This window comes from Arthrobacter sp. 1088 (assembly GCF_031455315.1).
Taxonomy (GTDB): Bacteria; Actinomycetota; Actinomycetes; order Actinomycetales; family Micrococcaceae; genus Arthrobacter.
Genome location: NZ_JAVDSM010000003.1, coordinates 203,606 through 217,736, shown reverse-complemented (window position 1 = coordinate 217,736; position 14,131 = coordinate 203,606). Strand labels below are relative to the sequence as shown.

Genomic DNA, 14,131 nt, shown 5'->3' with positions numbered 1-14,131 from the left:
ACATGGCTCATCGTTGTATGTATGAGCACTCCTACACACGAGCGGCGGACTTTCGGTTTCGCCGGCGCCCGCAAGTCCTTCAAGACAATTTTGGATACTAGCGATCGCGGCGGCCTGTCCATCATTGAGCGTGGAGAGAGCTCCGCCTCTGTCGTGAACACCAGCTTGTTCAAGGAATTCTTAGTGAATAACCTTCCGGCAAAAGCGCAGGTCGTCAACGAGGACGGGGCATGGGCCATGTTCCTGCCCGGCTTGCCCCTGGCAGCCGAGGGGACGACGTTGGAAGAAGCGACCATTGATCTGATCGACGCTCTTCGTGAATACGCTGAAGACTGGGAGGACCACCTCCGCATGGCATCAAACCATCGAGGCAACTGGGCTTTAGTACAACTGATTGACTCCTCCACTGATGAGGAACTGGCCGCATGGCTGACCGGTAGCAAGAAGTGAGCCAAAAATATCCCCCAGGCACCCGAGATGATCACGAGACTTTCTGCAGGACGGAGGAATGGCAACCTGTGCTCAACGCCAAGGGCCAGAAGGTCCGTCACCACGCCACCTATGAGCTCGCCTTACATGACGGGAGAATTCTTCGGACTCGCATCTCACGGCCAGTGGACCGGACCGCTTATGGTCCTTCCCTCTGGGGTGAAATTTTGAAGAATCAACTGGACGTCACCCCGGACGAGTTCTGGGGGTGCGTGAAGGAAGGTGATCTGCCAGACCGCGGCCTACCCGAAGCGCCGACTACGGCCTTGCCTCTCGAGCTTGTCATACTCCTGACCAAGACAGCCAAGATCCCTGAGGCGACTGTTGCCACCATGAGTAAGGAAGAAGCCGTACAGGCAATGAACGCCTACTGGACCTCAACCGTCACGCCCGGGAAATAGGCCCAAGTCCACGTCTTCGGGATTGGGCAACCCTTATTCTTCGCGGTCGATCTCCAAGTAGCTGAGGCCGCTCAGATCCAGCCAATAACGCGTTGGTGTCTGGACCAATCGCAGCAGGACGCCCTGGCAGTCGCGGCACCGGACCACGATGCCGGGCGCGTCGGTGAAGACCATGGCCTCGCCAAAAGCCCTGACGGAACCGCAATGCCTGCAGCGCCCGAGCGCCGCGATGATGTCGATCCGGAAGACTTCGGACAGGGCGCCGGCAGCGGCGTTGCCGTCCACATACGGAATGGGGTCATGGGATCCTGCTGCAATGTCCGGGTCTTCGGACCCGGGGACGGGGAAGTCATCGGCGCTGTTCACCGGATACCTCCCGTCCCGCCAAACCGCTCGGTCTTGATCGACTCCGGCCGATAACCGGCCATTACAAGCCAGTCCGAAACGGTCTCCACAAAGACTGTCTGGCCGCAAACAAAAACATCCGGTTTCTCCTCTGTTGGGAAGATCTTGCCCAAAAGGCTCTCGGAGGTAAGGCGGCCTGGCGCTGCCGGCCAGCCCTCCGGCGTCGAACGCGTGTAGACATAATCGACCATCAGCTTGGCTGATTCCCGATCCAAACGATGCAGCTCGTCACGGTAGAGCGCAGCTTCCGGAGCCTTGAGGGAATAGAGCAACCGGAAAGGGGCTTCGCTGTCGGATGCCTGATGGGCACGGATCATCGACATCAGCGGCACCACACCCGACCCTCCCCCGATCAGCTGCACCGGGTTCGCGTTGCCCTGCCGCCAGACAAACCAGCCACCCACCGGTCCCCGGATTTCCAACCGGTCTCCGACCGCCAGGTCCCGGACAAGGTAAGGCGACACTTCGCCGTCGGGCAGTTCGTCAACGGTGATTTCCAGATGCTCGTCGGCACTTGCCGATGCCACCGAGTAAGACCGGATGGCCGTATACCCGTCCTCGGCGGTGAGGCGGATATCAATGTGTTGGCCGGCCAGATATCCCATCAACCCATCCACGCGCAGCCTAATGGTCCGGGCAGTGGCGTTTTCCGGTTCCCCGCCCACCACTTCAGCGACCCGCCATACAGAACTCACAGCAAAGGCCTCACGAGTACCGCTCCTCGCTCCACGGATTGCCGTGAAGATGGTACCCATTCGACTCCCAGAAGCCGGGAACGTCTTCCTCGGTCAGTTCCAGACCATGAATCCACTTGGCGCTTTTCCAGAAATACAAGTGCGGCACCAAAAGCCGCGCCGGACCGCCATGCGCCCGTTCAAGTGGTTCGTGATCGAACTCCCAAACCACCCAGGCCTTACCGCCCAGGAGGTCCCACAGCGGAACATTGGTTGTATAGCCGCCGAAGGAATGGGCAGTGGCGAAGTCACGGGTGGTCTCCACGTTTTCAAAAAGCGTGTCCACTGAAACTCCACGCCACACCGTTCCCAATTTTGACCAACTGGTGACGCAGTGAATGTCTTCGGTGACTTCCTCCTGCGGCAAGGCCATGAACTCATCCCAGGACCACGCCAGCCGCTGGCCATCCTCCGCAGTAATGAAGAACTCCCATTCCTCAACGGGAATGAGCGGGGCGGGTCCAGCGGTCAGAACAGGAAAGTCCTGCGTTTCATGCTGTCCCGGAGGCAACGCAGGGTTCTCGGACCGTCGCCCACGGAAACCGGAAGAAATAATACCCATGATGCACCCTCCGCGATGGAGCTCCACCGGCCAACGACCGTTGATGCCCCAACCATAGGGCAACCTCCGGGCGCGGTCCAGCGGCACAGGGTGGGCAGGGATCCTTAGTTGCCCTGTGCCAGCGGCGCCAGCCGGTATCCAACGCCGCGCACGGTCTCGAGCCAGCGCGGATTCTGGATGCTGTCGCCAAGTTTTTTGCGCAGGTTGCCCATGTGTACCTCAACGGCGCGCTCGTCGGCGTCGCTGACATAACTGCCGACGTCGTAGGGTTCGTTGCGAAGGCGCCGCGCCAGATCTGCTTTTGTCCGCACAATCCGGCCGGTTTCGAGGAGGGCCAGCAGGAGGTCGAACTCGGTGCGTGTCAGCCTCAGTTCCTTGCCGTGCAGGACTGCCGTCCGGGAGCCGGCCGAAACTGCAAGGCCGTTGTGGGTCATTTCGGGGTCTGTTGCTTCCGCGGCGGCTTTGGACTCCGACGACGCGCGGGGCCTCCGCATCATGGCCTCGACACGTGCGCGAAGTTCGCGGGGACGGAAGGGCTTGGTGAGGTAATCGTCACCGCCGGCCTCAAGGCCCATGAGGGTGTCCAGTTCCTCCGCACGGGCAGTAAGCATGATGATGTAGGCGTCCGAGGACTTCCGGATCTGGCGTGCCACCTCGAAACCATCGATGTCGGGCAGCCCCAGGTCCAGGGTTATGACGTCTGGATTCAGTTCGCGGGCTGACGTGACGCCCGCGGATCCAGTGGATGCAACATGGACATCAAATCCCGCTTGGGAAAGGACCACACGCACCAATTCGCGAATATCCTGGTCATCTTCAATGACCAGCCCCACACGTACTTCACTCATCGCTGCCCCTCAGCCCCTTCGATAACCCTTCGAAGTATAACCATTATGGTTAGGCTGATCTCATGAACCGACTTTCTTCTCCATTCCAGGTGGTTGCGCCGTGACCCGCCCAAGCACCTGGGATCTTGGCGAGAAGAAAAACCTCCTGGTTTTCCGGCGCTCTTTCCACGAACACACCCTGCGAATGAGGGTGGTTCTCAGCCAGTTGCCGCTGTCCGTCTGTGTGTGCATTTCGGCGATTCTGGTGTGGCTGTTTTTCCCCGCCACCCTCGAGAATCCCCTGTTCCTCCTCTTCCTGCTTAGCCAGGCATTCCTGTTGGCGATGTGCGTCATCGTGCCGTGGCACCGGCTGCCGTTCCCCAGCTTCCTGGTGATACCGATCCTGGATATGGTGTCGATTTCCTTCGGCAGGGAAGGCGGGCAGGAAGCGCTCACGGGGCTCAGTGTCCTGGTGGTCCTGCCCGTCATTTGGCTGTGTGCGTCCGGCCTGTATCCAAGGCTGGCGATTGCCTTGTCATTCGTGGGTCCGCTCTGCATCGTGTGGGCCCCCTTGTTCGTCAAGGGATCCTTCACTGAGCAGGACCTCACCAAACCCCTGCTCTTCCCGATCCTGATTCTTGGCATCGGCGTGTCCGTGAGCGTGTTGACCCTGAGCATGGTGCGCCAGCAGCGGGCCTTGGAGCAGAAGGATGAGGAACTAAAGAAAGCCCTGGACGTCACCACCAAACAGGAGCGGCTCCTCAACACGGTCATGGAAGCCTTGCCGCTGGGCGTGGTGGCAGTGGACGGCGAAGGTCATGACGTCCTCATGAACCGCCGCCAGCGCCAGACCCACTCGCTGGCAACTCCTCCAGGCAATGACGATCCGAACGAATCCGAACTGCTCGTCTTCGACCAGGACAGGACCACGCCGCTGCCCACTGACCGCCGTCCAGTCCGACGCGCGGTCCTGGGGGAAAGGTTCACGGATCAACTCGTGTGGCTTGGTTCCGGAGCAGACCAGCGTGCCTTCACCACAAGCGCCCGCCCCATGGTTGACGACGACGGGAACTTCGCCGGCTCGGTTGTTGTCTTCAGCGACGTCACTGATCTGGTCAATGCCCTGGCCGCCAAGGACGACTTCGTCGCCAACGTCTCCCATGAATTCCGTACGCCGCTGACGTCCATCCTTGGTTACGTGGAGCTCCTGCTGGATGATCCCCGTTCCCTGGATCCCTCGTCCCGGAGGCAACTCGACATCGTTCGAAGGAACGCCGAACGGCTGCTGACCCTGGTATCGGATTTGTTGGCAGTGCGTTCGGGCCAAATGGTCATTCAGCCGCACACGGTGGACGTGGCTGAGCTGGTCCGGGGAAGCGTGAGCTCAGCCGGTCCCCGGGCAGCCAAAGCGGGCATCCGGTTGTCCATGGATGTCCCTGAGTCCTTGGAAGCCCACGTGGACTCCTCACGAATAGCCCAGGTCCTGGACAACCTGGTATCAAACGCCATCAAGTACTCCCCCAAAGGCGCAGACGTGGAAGTTGCCGCGTGGGAGGACCAGGATTTTGTGTTCTGCCGCGTCTCCGATACCGGCATGGGCATGACGGAAGAAGAGCAGTCCGAGGCCTTTACCAAGTTCTTCCGGGCCGGCGGCGTACGCAACAGCACCATTCCCGGCGTCGGGCTTGGACTGCCCATCAGCAAGGCGATCGTTGAAGCGCACGGCGGAACCATCACGCTGGAAAGCGAACCGGGCCGGGGCACAACCTTCCTCGTGAAGATGCCCGCCTGAGCGTTAGCGCGCTGTGCCTGCTACTGCGGCATCACGACGGCGGCCGAAGAGGAAGTAGCTCACCGGTCCGAAAAAGTTGATGAACGAAACAGCCCGCCACACCGCCTTCTTCCCCCTGATTCTGGAGTCGGGCGTCTTTCCGATGCTCCGTTGCGCTGCACCCAGCAGGGCCATGTTTATGGCTCCGCTGACAATGAGCATGATCCGCTGGCCCTTGCTCATATCGCGCCACGATTTCCTGCGAGCCATGATGCCTCCCTCGAAAATTTCCACTGCGCCGGAGTTCATTGAGCCGACGATCTCAGGCTAGTCTGAGGCCGTTCTTCCCGCCACAGCCTGACGCACTACCTCGCCCCACGATTGTTCCGCGAGGTCTGCCACGGCGGCCAGGATCTCCGACGGCGGCAGGGACAGGTCCAGCGGATACTCCACGATGTCGATGTCCGTGTTCAGGATCCTTCGCAGCTTCATCTCCCCCGGCCCGGCGTAGACAAGCCATGCGGTCGGGACCCGGAGCGCGGTGCAGTACGCCAGCAATTGGTAATGGTCCGCATTCAGTGAAGCACCGGCATCTCCTGCCGCCGTGTACTTGGAGTCGTAGACCACCACGGGCCTCCCGCCCAGGAAGTGCACGGCGTCGGGGCGGACTGTCAGGCGATCCGTGTCCCGGACAGCCTCATTGAGCAGCGCCCCATACTGGAGGCGCATTTCGCCAGGATAGGCACTCATCGCATGCCTCAAAGCCGTGCCCACGAACTCCTCGAAAACCTGTGCCATATCCACCACAAAGGAAGCGGTCTGCTGCTTCCCTTCTCCGGCCTCGGCCGAGGCATTGCGCAGGATGACCTCCGAGAGCCGCAGAACGGCGTGGTACCTGAGATTCATTCGGTTGGCCCGCCAGGGCGGCAGGGGGGCTCCGGACTGAAGGCGGGTGACGGCGTCGAGCTTTCCCTTCAGTTGGCGCAAGCGGCTCAGGACGTCGGCCCGGACGCCTGGCACCTTCCCCATCCGTTCCAAGGCAGCGCGAAGGATGCGGTTTTCGGCGATGTCCTCGGTGAATTCGTCGTAGGACACTTCCAGGGGCACCATCATTCCGGGCCTGCGGGAGATCTGGTCCGAGATGCGGATGCGGCCTTTGACGGTCCGCAGCGATTCATCGATGGTGAGGTAGCCCTGAAGGACGCCGCGGCTCAGCGCGCGGTCAGCCAGCTGGGCCAGCGATTCGGCCAGGGCACTCCAGAGATCAGGGTGCTCAACGGCTTCCACCGAGTGGTCGCGGAAGCCTTGATCGCCGGCGTAGCTGAGGAGGAAAAGCAGGCGGCTTAAGCCAAGCCGGTCCTTGGGGCGAACCTCAAGCTGGACGGTGGAAGTCCTTACCGAGCCGACTTTGCCGACGGGTTCGATCCTGTAGAGGCCCATGCCAATCGGTGACGCTTTCGCCAGCCCACTGGCGTTGATGAACGCAGCGGTTGGGGGGTCGAGCTTGTCAACGACTCCCCGTGAGAGCTCGTCCATGACGATGTGCCGGGTCCCGGCAGCCGTACGCGCCGTACCGGCACTTGCCGGTGGCCGCCGCGGACGTGGCGGGACGGCCTTAGCGGGCAGCAAGTCGTCCCAGCAATTGGTCCAGGCCGAAGCGTTCCTCCAACTGCGCGCGGTTCAGTTGCCCGTGGTAGTGCTCCTCCAGCAACGGCATGAGCTCGTACTTCCAAATCCGGCGAAGCCCTGTGGGGTTCTGGGCAGCGTTCTTCATGAAGTAGGACGGCCCGATCATCAGGTCCCGGTCCCAGTCATCGATGGCGTCGTTGAGGGCGTCCAGGAGATCCGCGTTGAGCGTGTCCAGGCCGCGGGCTTGAAGGAAGCGCCGCAGCGAGCCCCTGACCGGTTCCACCTTGGGATGCAGCTCGATGAACGCGAAACGACGACGAATGGCGGCGTCCATCATGGCGATGGAACGGTCAGCTGTGTTCATGGTGCCGATGATGTACAGGTTGTCCGGCAGGCTGAAGGGCTCGTTGGGGCTGTACTGGAGGTAAATGCGGTCGTCACGGTACTCAAGGAGGAAGTACAGCTCGCCGAAGACCTTGGCCAGGTTGGCACGGTTCATCTCATCGATGATCAGGAAGTACGGCTTGTGCGCGTTCTCCGGCTTGGCAGCTTCCTCCGCGAGCCGACGCAACGGCCCGGCCACGAGCTTGAAGGAGACCTGGCCGTCGTCGGTCTTGTCCGGCCGGTAACCCTCAAAGAAATCCTCGTACGCATACGACGGATGGAACTGCACCAGCTTCACGCGTTCATCGGTGCTGTCGCCGGCGAGCTCGGCAGCGAGGTGCTTGGCAAGGTACGTTTTGCCGGTACCTGGAGGTCCGTAAAGAACCAGTTGGCGGTTCTCTTCGAGCAGCTCGGCGATTTCCTTCAGCGGCTCGAGGTCCATGTGAAGGGAAGCTGCGAACTCTTCCGTCAACGGCCGGAAACCCTGCTGGACAACCTCGACGACGGCGGTGGGCGGCGCTTCGTCCTCGCCATCGGTTTCGGCTTCTACCGGAAGGAGTTCCTGCAACGCCTGAATGACCCTTGTGACGTCCACGATGATCCCGGGCGTGGACAATTGCCGCTGCGCATGGCGTGGGAGTTCGGTGATGGCGTAACTGTCGTCGAACCAGCGGACCTTGCGGCGGATGCGGCGGTTGTCCTCGTGGTGTTCGGGCTCGCCAAGGACGACTCCCACCCGGACGCGTCCGGCGTGTTGGTAGAGCGTAAGGTCACCGGGTTTCATCACCGTGAGGAAGGCGAAGACCGCCGTCTTGGTGTCCTCGCGCTCCACATAGCCCAGGTGCTTGTAATCCTCGTCCACGGCATGCTGGACCACGCCGGCAGTGACTCCTGCAGTAAGCGAGCGGAGGTGCTCAACGTCCAGTGTGGCTTTCTCTTCAGCCACCCAGGCAGCCAGAAGGTCGGCGTTGTCGTGATGGGTACGCAGCAACCAGGAGCGGCGGCCGGGGTCCCCCACCTTCCGCCATTGGCTGACCAGCTGGCGTGCGTACCAGTCAATGCGCTGGCCGGCTTGTTCGTCCAGGTGCAGCCGGATCCGATGGATGTCCGCAGTCACGTCCTCCTCGGTATCGCCCCCGGCGCCACCAACGAGTGAGGCGAAAGCGTCACGAATCTCCCGGCGCTCCACGTCAGCCACCACAGGCTCGAAGTAGCTGGGCCATACCAAATACTCAATACTGCGGCGCAAGGCCGGCTGGTCCTCTGGTGTTCCGACCGCAAGTTCATGGAACTTCAAAGGATCAGCGAGCGCCTGGTTGATGGTTTCCGTGCTTTGGCTGTCAACGTGCGCGACAAAGCGGCACAGCCATTTCAGGTGGTCCCAAATGGTCCAGTTGAACTCGGCGGTACGGTCGCGGATCACGCCGTGGTCCGTCATGCCCTCGTAGAGCTGTTCCGGCAACTCGATCGGCGGCTCTACCCAGGAGGCAGCCTCGGCCACACGGGCACGCTTCACCCTGAGCGACTTGACCTCATGGGCCAGCGGCAACGACTGAAGGAAGAGCAACTCCACAGCCAGCAGCTTGGCCTCCCGGGAGGCGCCTTCAAGGTTTTGCCGGAGGTTGGTCATCATGGGCGCTTTGGAATCTTCCACCCCGCGCTCAAGGCGTTCCAGCAGCTCCCCGGCGGCGTCTGCCGTCCAGGTCAGCGTGCGCCCGTCCAGCGCTGAAGGTCTCCCTTGAAGTGCCGGGCCCAGCACATACCAGGCCGCGTCCTCGATCTCCTTGGAGATTCCGGGGGCGCGGTCAATGGCAGGCTTCACGGAGGGGGTCACCATGCCAACTTACCTTGTTTGACTTAGCCAAGCATCTGGATTTGGAGCACCGCAGTATGCGCAAAGCCTTGACGTGGGCCTGTCATTCCCATAGACATGCAGTACCCGTAACATGCAGTGATCGGATCCAGACAATGGTGTGGACCTCCAACACTTTTCGCCGGGCACGGATCCATGTCAGGAGCGGGTTTGGTGAACAACAAGACTCCTGACAAAGGCCCGGCGCGGCTCCGTGGGCACGCCCGCTTTCCGTTAGCGGTTATCGCGGCCGCTGTCATGCTTGGCTGCTTCCAATCCGGAGCGATCACCCCGGCGCCCCCAGCCGTCCAGCAGATCCGGGCAGATTCATCCGGCGATGCGCCCTCAGCAGCCAATTGGTCCACGAACGACCCTCCGAGTCAGGCCACCAACCCTTCGGGAACTGTTGAGCCTGCGCCTGCCAACCCCTTGGGTACTACGCTGTGTCAACAGACAGGGTTTGGACCGGCATCCACCACCGGCGCCCCTTCAGACGTCCAGCTCCGTAATGCTTCGGCCATCATGGTGGCGGCGGAAAAGCTGGGCCTGCCATCCGATGCCCAAATCCTGGGGGTACAAGCCGCGCTTGGCGAGTCTTCCCTTGAAAGCAAGGATTACGGCGACGCCGCAGGGCCGGACTCCCGCGGGTTGTTCCAGCAGCGCGCCAACGGGGCTTGGGGCTCCTATGCCGATCGAATGGATCCGTTCGTTAGCGCAACCAGTTTCTTCCTTGCCCTGAAGGGCATCAAGGACTGGCAGCTTCTGCCTTCCAGCCTGGCCATCCATCAGGTACAGCGGAACCAGGATTCGGACCACTACACCAAGTACCGGCAGCTGGCCCAGGAAATCGTGGGCTTCCTGAGTTCCCAGGGTCCGCTGACACTCCCCTGTTCCGGCGCTGCTTCGTGGCAAACATCGGTTGGGAATCCCGCGTCCCGTCATGTGCGGCCAGGACCAGGCATGTTGATGTCACCCCTGCTGAACCTGCGTCCCAGTTCACCTTTTGGACTGCGCACCAGTCCCATCACGGGTGCTCCTGGGGAATTCCATACCGGGCAGGACTTCGCAGCGGCCTGTGGCACACCGGTTCATTCTGCCGATGACGGTTACGTGCGCGAGGTGGGCTGGCATGCCTGGGGCGGAGGCAACCGGATAGAGATCGATCACGGCAACGGGCTTATCACTACGTACAACCACCTGCAGGCGAGCGCCGTGCGCAAGGGGCAGGTAGTTGAAGCCGGGGACGTCATCGGCTTGGTCGGCTCCACTGGTTCGTCGACCGGATGCCACCTCCACTTTGAAACGATTGTGAATGGCGTGCTGGTGGATCCATCGTCGTGGAGCCTGATCCCGCTGGATGGAGAGTCGTCGGTGGATCTGCTCAGGCTCACAAGCTTCTCACCAGCAACAGGAACGACGCCGGTTGGCGAGGTTCCGGTGTGGTCGCTCGGGATCGCACTTGGCGAGCCGGAGACGTCGGCTCCCGAGCCGGCTGCGCCGCCTCCAGCACCCGCAGCTACCCCAACGCCGACGCCGACCCCAACTGCGAGCGCCACCCCGACCGCTTCACCAACACCGACCCCAACGGCGAGCGCAACGCCGACCGCATCACCAACGCCAACCCCAACAGCGACCGCGACACCAACCGCTTCACCAACGGCAACCCCAACTCCGAGCGCGACACCAACCGGTTCCCCAACACCGACCCCAACAGCGACCGCAGAACCCACGCCGACAGCAACGGCTGAACCCGCCCCAACGCCTATACCCACAGCTTCACCCACGCCAACAGCTACGGCCGCTCCCACCGCAACCATCACGACGACCCCAACAACCGACCCCACAGCGACCGCCACCATCACGGCTACGCCCACCCCGGCACTAACTCCGTAGCGTGTCCACCTTGCTGCCAGGCAGGTGCAGGAGGAATGAGGGTCCCTTGGAGCCTGCCCTTAGCTGTCCTTTCTCTCGTACGTGTACCCATAGGGGACTTCCGGCGACAGCTCCACCGTGAAATGCGCGTGGGCAACCCGGGTAACCAGGATTCCCCGGCGCCCTTCGTGGCGGGCGCGACGCTCCGCTTCCTGGATTGCGGCGTTGAGGTTGATTTCCATGGTGCTCTTATTCGTGGCTGTGACGGTTGCCAGCAGTTCTGCGGCCTCGATCATGGTGTTCCTTTGAATAGTGCTTTCGTGATGTGTATAGAAGGTGTCCTCCTACGAGGCGGAAATGGCCTGGTTTCCTGCAGCTGACCAGGCGCTGGAGATCATGTCCCGGAGCCGATGCCGCGGTTCCCATGCGATATCGCGGCGGGCAAGTTCGCCGGAGGCAACGATCCTGGCAGGATCGCCCGGACGGGCAGCGCAGATTTGCGGAGTGAATTGAATCCCGGTCACCGAGGCCATCTCTGTCATGATCTCCCGGACAGAAACCCCTGAACCACTGCCCAGGTTGTAGACCGCCTCGAGTTCCACGCCATCTTGAAGCTTCCTGGCAGCTGCCACATGAGCGGCGGCGACGTCGGAGACGTGTACATAGTCCCGCACGCAGCTTCCGTCGGGTGTGGAATAGGCGGTGCCAAAGATTTTCGGCGTCGCACCGTCCTTCAACGCTTGGAAGACCAAGGGGAAAAGGTTGTGCGGGCTCGTGTCGCTGACGTTCGGGCTGCCGGAGCCAACAACATTGAAGTACCGGAGTGAGGTGTGCCGCAGGCCAGTCGCCCTGGCTTGGTCCGCTATGAGCCATTCCCCGATGAGCTTCGATTCACCATAGGGAGACTCGGGGTTGGTAGGCGTCGATTCGGTCACGAGTTCCGCTGCCGTGTTCCCGTAGACGGCAGCGCTGGAGGAAAAGACGAGGGAGGACACGGACGCGGCTTCCATGGCTGCCAGGAGATTGCCAGTGCCGGTGACGTTCTGGAAGTAGGTGTGCAGCGGCCATTCGACCGAGACGCCCGCATACTTGAAACCGGCCAGGTGGATCACGCCGATAATGTCATGTTTCCCGAAAGTCTCCCTCAGGAAGTTGGCGTCCAGAAGCGACCCTTGCTCGAAGGCTGCCCTCTTCGGAACGAATTCGATCCGGCCGCTGGAAAGATCATCAATGACCACCACGTCGTGGCCGTCATCCATGAGTGCCCGGGCTACGTGCGAGCCGATATAGCCGGCTCCTCCTGTTACAAGCCACGCCATACTAGGTGTCTCCTCTTTCCGTTGTTAGTGCAGCTTGGTGGGTCCGCGACACCCTAGAACTCCGTATGTCCGAGGTCGTGAGAGCCAACAAAGGAAACAGCGCGGTGGGTGGATGCTTGCAGTTCAAGAACAGTGATGGTGTTGCCGCTGTTCTGCAGGATCGGTCCTGGAACGTAGAGCGTCGCTTGCGGACCACGGGACCAGTACCGCCCCAGGCAGAAGCCGTTGATCCATACGACACCTTTGGTCCAGCCCTTGGTGGAAAGGAAAGTATCGCCACCGCCAGGAAGGTCAAAAGTCCCGTGGGCGAAGACCGGTCCGGATACCGGGGCCTCAGGGAGCGCTGCTTGCTCCTCCAACAGGGACGAGATCAAGGAGATGTCGTCCAGTTGCAGGGGAAGGACATCCCAGTCCTGGAGCTGGTTCCCATTAAGCCGGGCAGCGCCGATAAGTCCCTTCGGCTCGCCCAATCGGGGCCCGTAGTCCACGCGTCCTTGGTCCTCCACCAGGACCTCCAGGGTGCCGGCTGCGTCATGGGGCAGCGGCAAGGCCTTCTCATGGTGATCCCGGGAAAGCACTCCCAGCGGTATCCGGTTCAGGAATACCTGTGCCCGGTCGCGGACTTCATCGAAGTCCAGGACCCCGGGGCCGGAAACATTGATTTCCCTGCGGTAGAGCGTGAATCCTGCGTAGTGGCCCAAGTCGTCGTGGGTTCGCAGCCCAGCGTGGGAGGTCCACGCACCAAGCTGGTCCAGGCACTCCCAGAGGGGCAGCGAACGCGGCAAGGACACAGTGAGCCCGGCGCCGGGCTGAGGTGCGGCGGGGAGGTCGTCGTCGTCCAGTTCGGTGTATTTGGCGATGACATCCCGGAAAGCCCAGTACTTCGGCGTCGGATTGCCGGCCTCATCCAAGGGAGCGTCGTAGTCGTAGCTGGTAACGATGGGTTGGTAGACACCCTTGTCATTCGCACCGTTGGTGAATCCAAAGTTGGTGCCGCCATGGAACATATAGATGTTGACCGATGCGCCGCGGGCCAGCAGGACATCAAGTTCCCGGGCGGACTGCTCCACGGTGGTGGTGTGGTGGTGTGCGCCCCAATGATCGAACCATCCCACCCAAAATTCGGAGCACATCAACGGTCCTGTGGGCTGGTGGCGCCGGAGTGTCTCCAGCCGTTCCGCGGCGCGGGAGCCGAACGACCCCGTCTTGTGCAATTCCGGAAGACTGCCATTGGCCAGCATGTCGTCCTGGGGTTGGTCAACGGTAGTGAAAGGTACGGTCAGCCCGATTTCGCGGTTGATCTTCACGAGCTTTTCCAAGTAAAAACGATCAGCACCGTAGGCGCCGTACTCGTTCTCGATCTGAATCAGGATGATGGGGCCGCCCGCGTCGATCTGGCGGGGAACCAGGATCGGCGCCAGCTGTTCAAGGTACTCGGTGAGGGCAGCCATATAGACCGGATCATCAGCCCTGATGGAGGCGGCGCCTCGACTAAACAGCCACGCGGGCAACCCGCCGTTGTCCCATTCCGCACAGATATACGGCCCCGGACGCACGATCGCGTGCAGGCCTTCCGCGGCGACCAAATCGAGGAAGTGCCCCAGGTCCAAGCGGCCCGTTGTGTCAAAGACGTCCGGCGACGGAGCATGGGCGTTCCAGGGAACGTACGTTTCTATCGTGTTCAGCCCCATCTGCCTGGCCTTCCGGATCCGGTCTGCCCAAAGATCCGGATGAACGCGGAAATAGTGGAGCGCGCCGGAGATGATGCGGTGGGGCTGACCGTCAAGCATGAAGTCCTGCTCGCCGATGGTGAAGGTTGGCATGGGGAAAATTTCCAATCTGAAATGGTGGATGGAGGTCCAGAGCCGTGATGGCGGCCCTGGACC

General features: G+C 61.7%; 14 protein-coding genes. 4 read left to right on the top strand and 10 right to left on the bottom strand.

The window, feature by feature from the left end:
* Window positions 1-21: 21 nt before the first annotated feature.
* Both J2Y41_RS05920 and J2Y41_RS05915 read left to right on the top strand, forming a co-directional pair.
* Window positions 22-450, top strand: coding sequence for a hypothetical protein (locus J2Y41_RS05920; protein WP_224091255.1), 429 nt, complete (start codon window positions 22-24; stop codon window positions 448-450).
* A 206-nt stretch (window positions 451-656) separates the two neighbouring features.
* Complete coding sequence (locus J2Y41_RS05915; RefSeq protein WP_224166633.1) at window positions 657-890, top strand: hypothetical protein; 234 nt, start codon at window positions 657-659, stop codon at window positions 888-890.
* A gap of 33 nt (window positions 891-923) precedes the next feature.
* Here the strand turns inward: J2Y41_RS05915 and J2Y41_RS05910 are convergent, their stop codons facing one another.
* The 4 genes from J2Y41_RS05910 to J2Y41_RS05895 form a co-directional block, all read right to left on the bottom strand.
* On the bottom strand, window positions 924-1,256 hold the full coding sequence (locus J2Y41_RS05910) for a DUF6510 family protein (protein ID WP_309927070.1): 333 nt from the start codon (window positions 1,254-1,256) through the stop codon (window positions 924-926).
* Window positions 1,253-2,050, bottom strand: a complete 798-nt coding sequence (locus J2Y41_RS05905; RefSeq protein WP_309927067.1) for a ferredoxin reductase — start codon at window positions 2,048-2,050, stop codon at window positions 1,253-1,255. Before J2Y41_RS05905 ends, J2Y41_RS05910 begins: the two co-directional genes overlap by 4 nt.
* Window positions 2,001-2,591, bottom strand: a complete 591-nt coding sequence (locus tag J2Y41_RS05900) for a molybdopterin-dependent oxidoreductase (RefSeq protein WP_309927065.1) — start codon at window positions 2,589-2,591, stop codon at window positions 2,001-2,003. Before J2Y41_RS05900 ends, J2Y41_RS05905 begins: the two co-directional genes overlap by 50 nt.
* A gap of 104 nt (window positions 2,592-2,695) precedes the next feature.
* Window positions 2,696-3,439, bottom strand: a complete 744-nt coding sequence (locus J2Y41_RS05895; protein WP_224091247.1) for a response regulator transcription factor — start codon at window positions 3,437-3,439, stop codon at window positions 2,696-2,698.
* Window positions 3,440-3,539: 100 nt separating this feature from the next.
* Between J2Y41_RS05895 and J2Y41_RS05890 the strand changes: the two genes are divergently transcribed.
* Window positions 3,540-5,210: an ATP-binding protein gene (locus tag J2Y41_RS05890; protein ID WP_309927063.1), complete on the top strand. Its 1,671-nt coding sequence runs from the start codon at window positions 3,540-3,542 to the stop codon at window positions 5,208-5,210.
* Between the two features lie 3 nt (window positions 5,211-5,213).
* Here the strand turns inward: J2Y41_RS05890 and J2Y41_RS05885 are convergent, their stop codons facing one another.
* The 3 genes from J2Y41_RS05885 to J2Y41_RS05875 all read right to left on the bottom strand — a co-directional run bounded on the left by J2Y41_RS05885 (window position 5,214) and on the right by J2Y41_RS05875 (window position 9,039).
* Entirely contained in the window at window positions 5,214-5,459 is a 246-nt protein-coding gene (locus J2Y41_RS05885; RefSeq protein WP_224091244.1) for a PLDc N-terminal domain-containing protein, read from the bottom strand.
* 57 nt (window positions 5,460-5,516) lie between these two features.
* Entirely contained in the window at window positions 5,517-6,725 is a 1,209-nt protein-coding gene (locus tag J2Y41_RS05880) for a 5-methylcytosine restriction system specificity protein McrC (protein WP_309927059.1), read from the bottom strand.
* Between the two features lie 79 nt (window positions 6,726-6,804).
* On the bottom strand, window positions 6,805-9,039 hold the full coding sequence (locus J2Y41_RS05875) for an AAA family ATPase (RefSeq protein WP_309927057.1): 2,235 nt from the start codon (window positions 9,037-9,039) through the stop codon (window positions 6,805-6,807).
* A gap of 189 nt (window positions 9,040-9,228) precedes the next feature.
* Between J2Y41_RS05875 and J2Y41_RS05870 the strand changes: the two genes are divergently transcribed.
* Complete coding sequence (locus J2Y41_RS05870) at window positions 9,229-10,947, top strand: M23 family metallopeptidase (protein ID WP_309927054.1); 1,719 nt, start codon at window positions 9,229-9,231, stop codon at window positions 10,945-10,947.
* Between the two features lie 59 nt (window positions 10,948-11,006).
* Here J2Y41_RS05870 and J2Y41_RS05865 read toward each other — a convergent pair whose 3' ends face one another.
* The 3 genes from J2Y41_RS05865 to J2Y41_RS05855 are packed head-to-tail and all read right to left on the bottom strand — an operon-like array spanning window position 11,007 to window position 14,068.
* Complete coding sequence (locus tag J2Y41_RS05865; protein WP_224166623.1) at window positions 11,007-11,222, bottom strand: hypothetical protein; 216 nt, start codon at window positions 11,220-11,222, stop codon at window positions 11,007-11,009.
* A 48-nt stretch (window positions 11,223-11,270) separates the two neighbouring features.
* Window positions 11,271-12,245: a UDP-glucose 4-epimerase GalE gene (gene galE / locus J2Y41_RS05860; RefSeq protein ID WP_224166622.1), complete on the bottom strand. Its 975-nt coding sequence runs from the start codon at window positions 12,243-12,245 to the stop codon at window positions 11,271-11,273.
* A 53-nt stretch (window positions 12,246-12,298) separates the two neighbouring features.
* Window positions 12,299-14,068, bottom strand: a complete 1,770-nt coding sequence (locus J2Y41_RS05855) for a beta-galactosidase (protein ID WP_224166621.1) — start codon at window positions 14,066-14,068, stop codon at window positions 12,299-12,301.
* Between the last annotated feature and the right edge of the window lie 63 nt (window positions 14,069-14,131).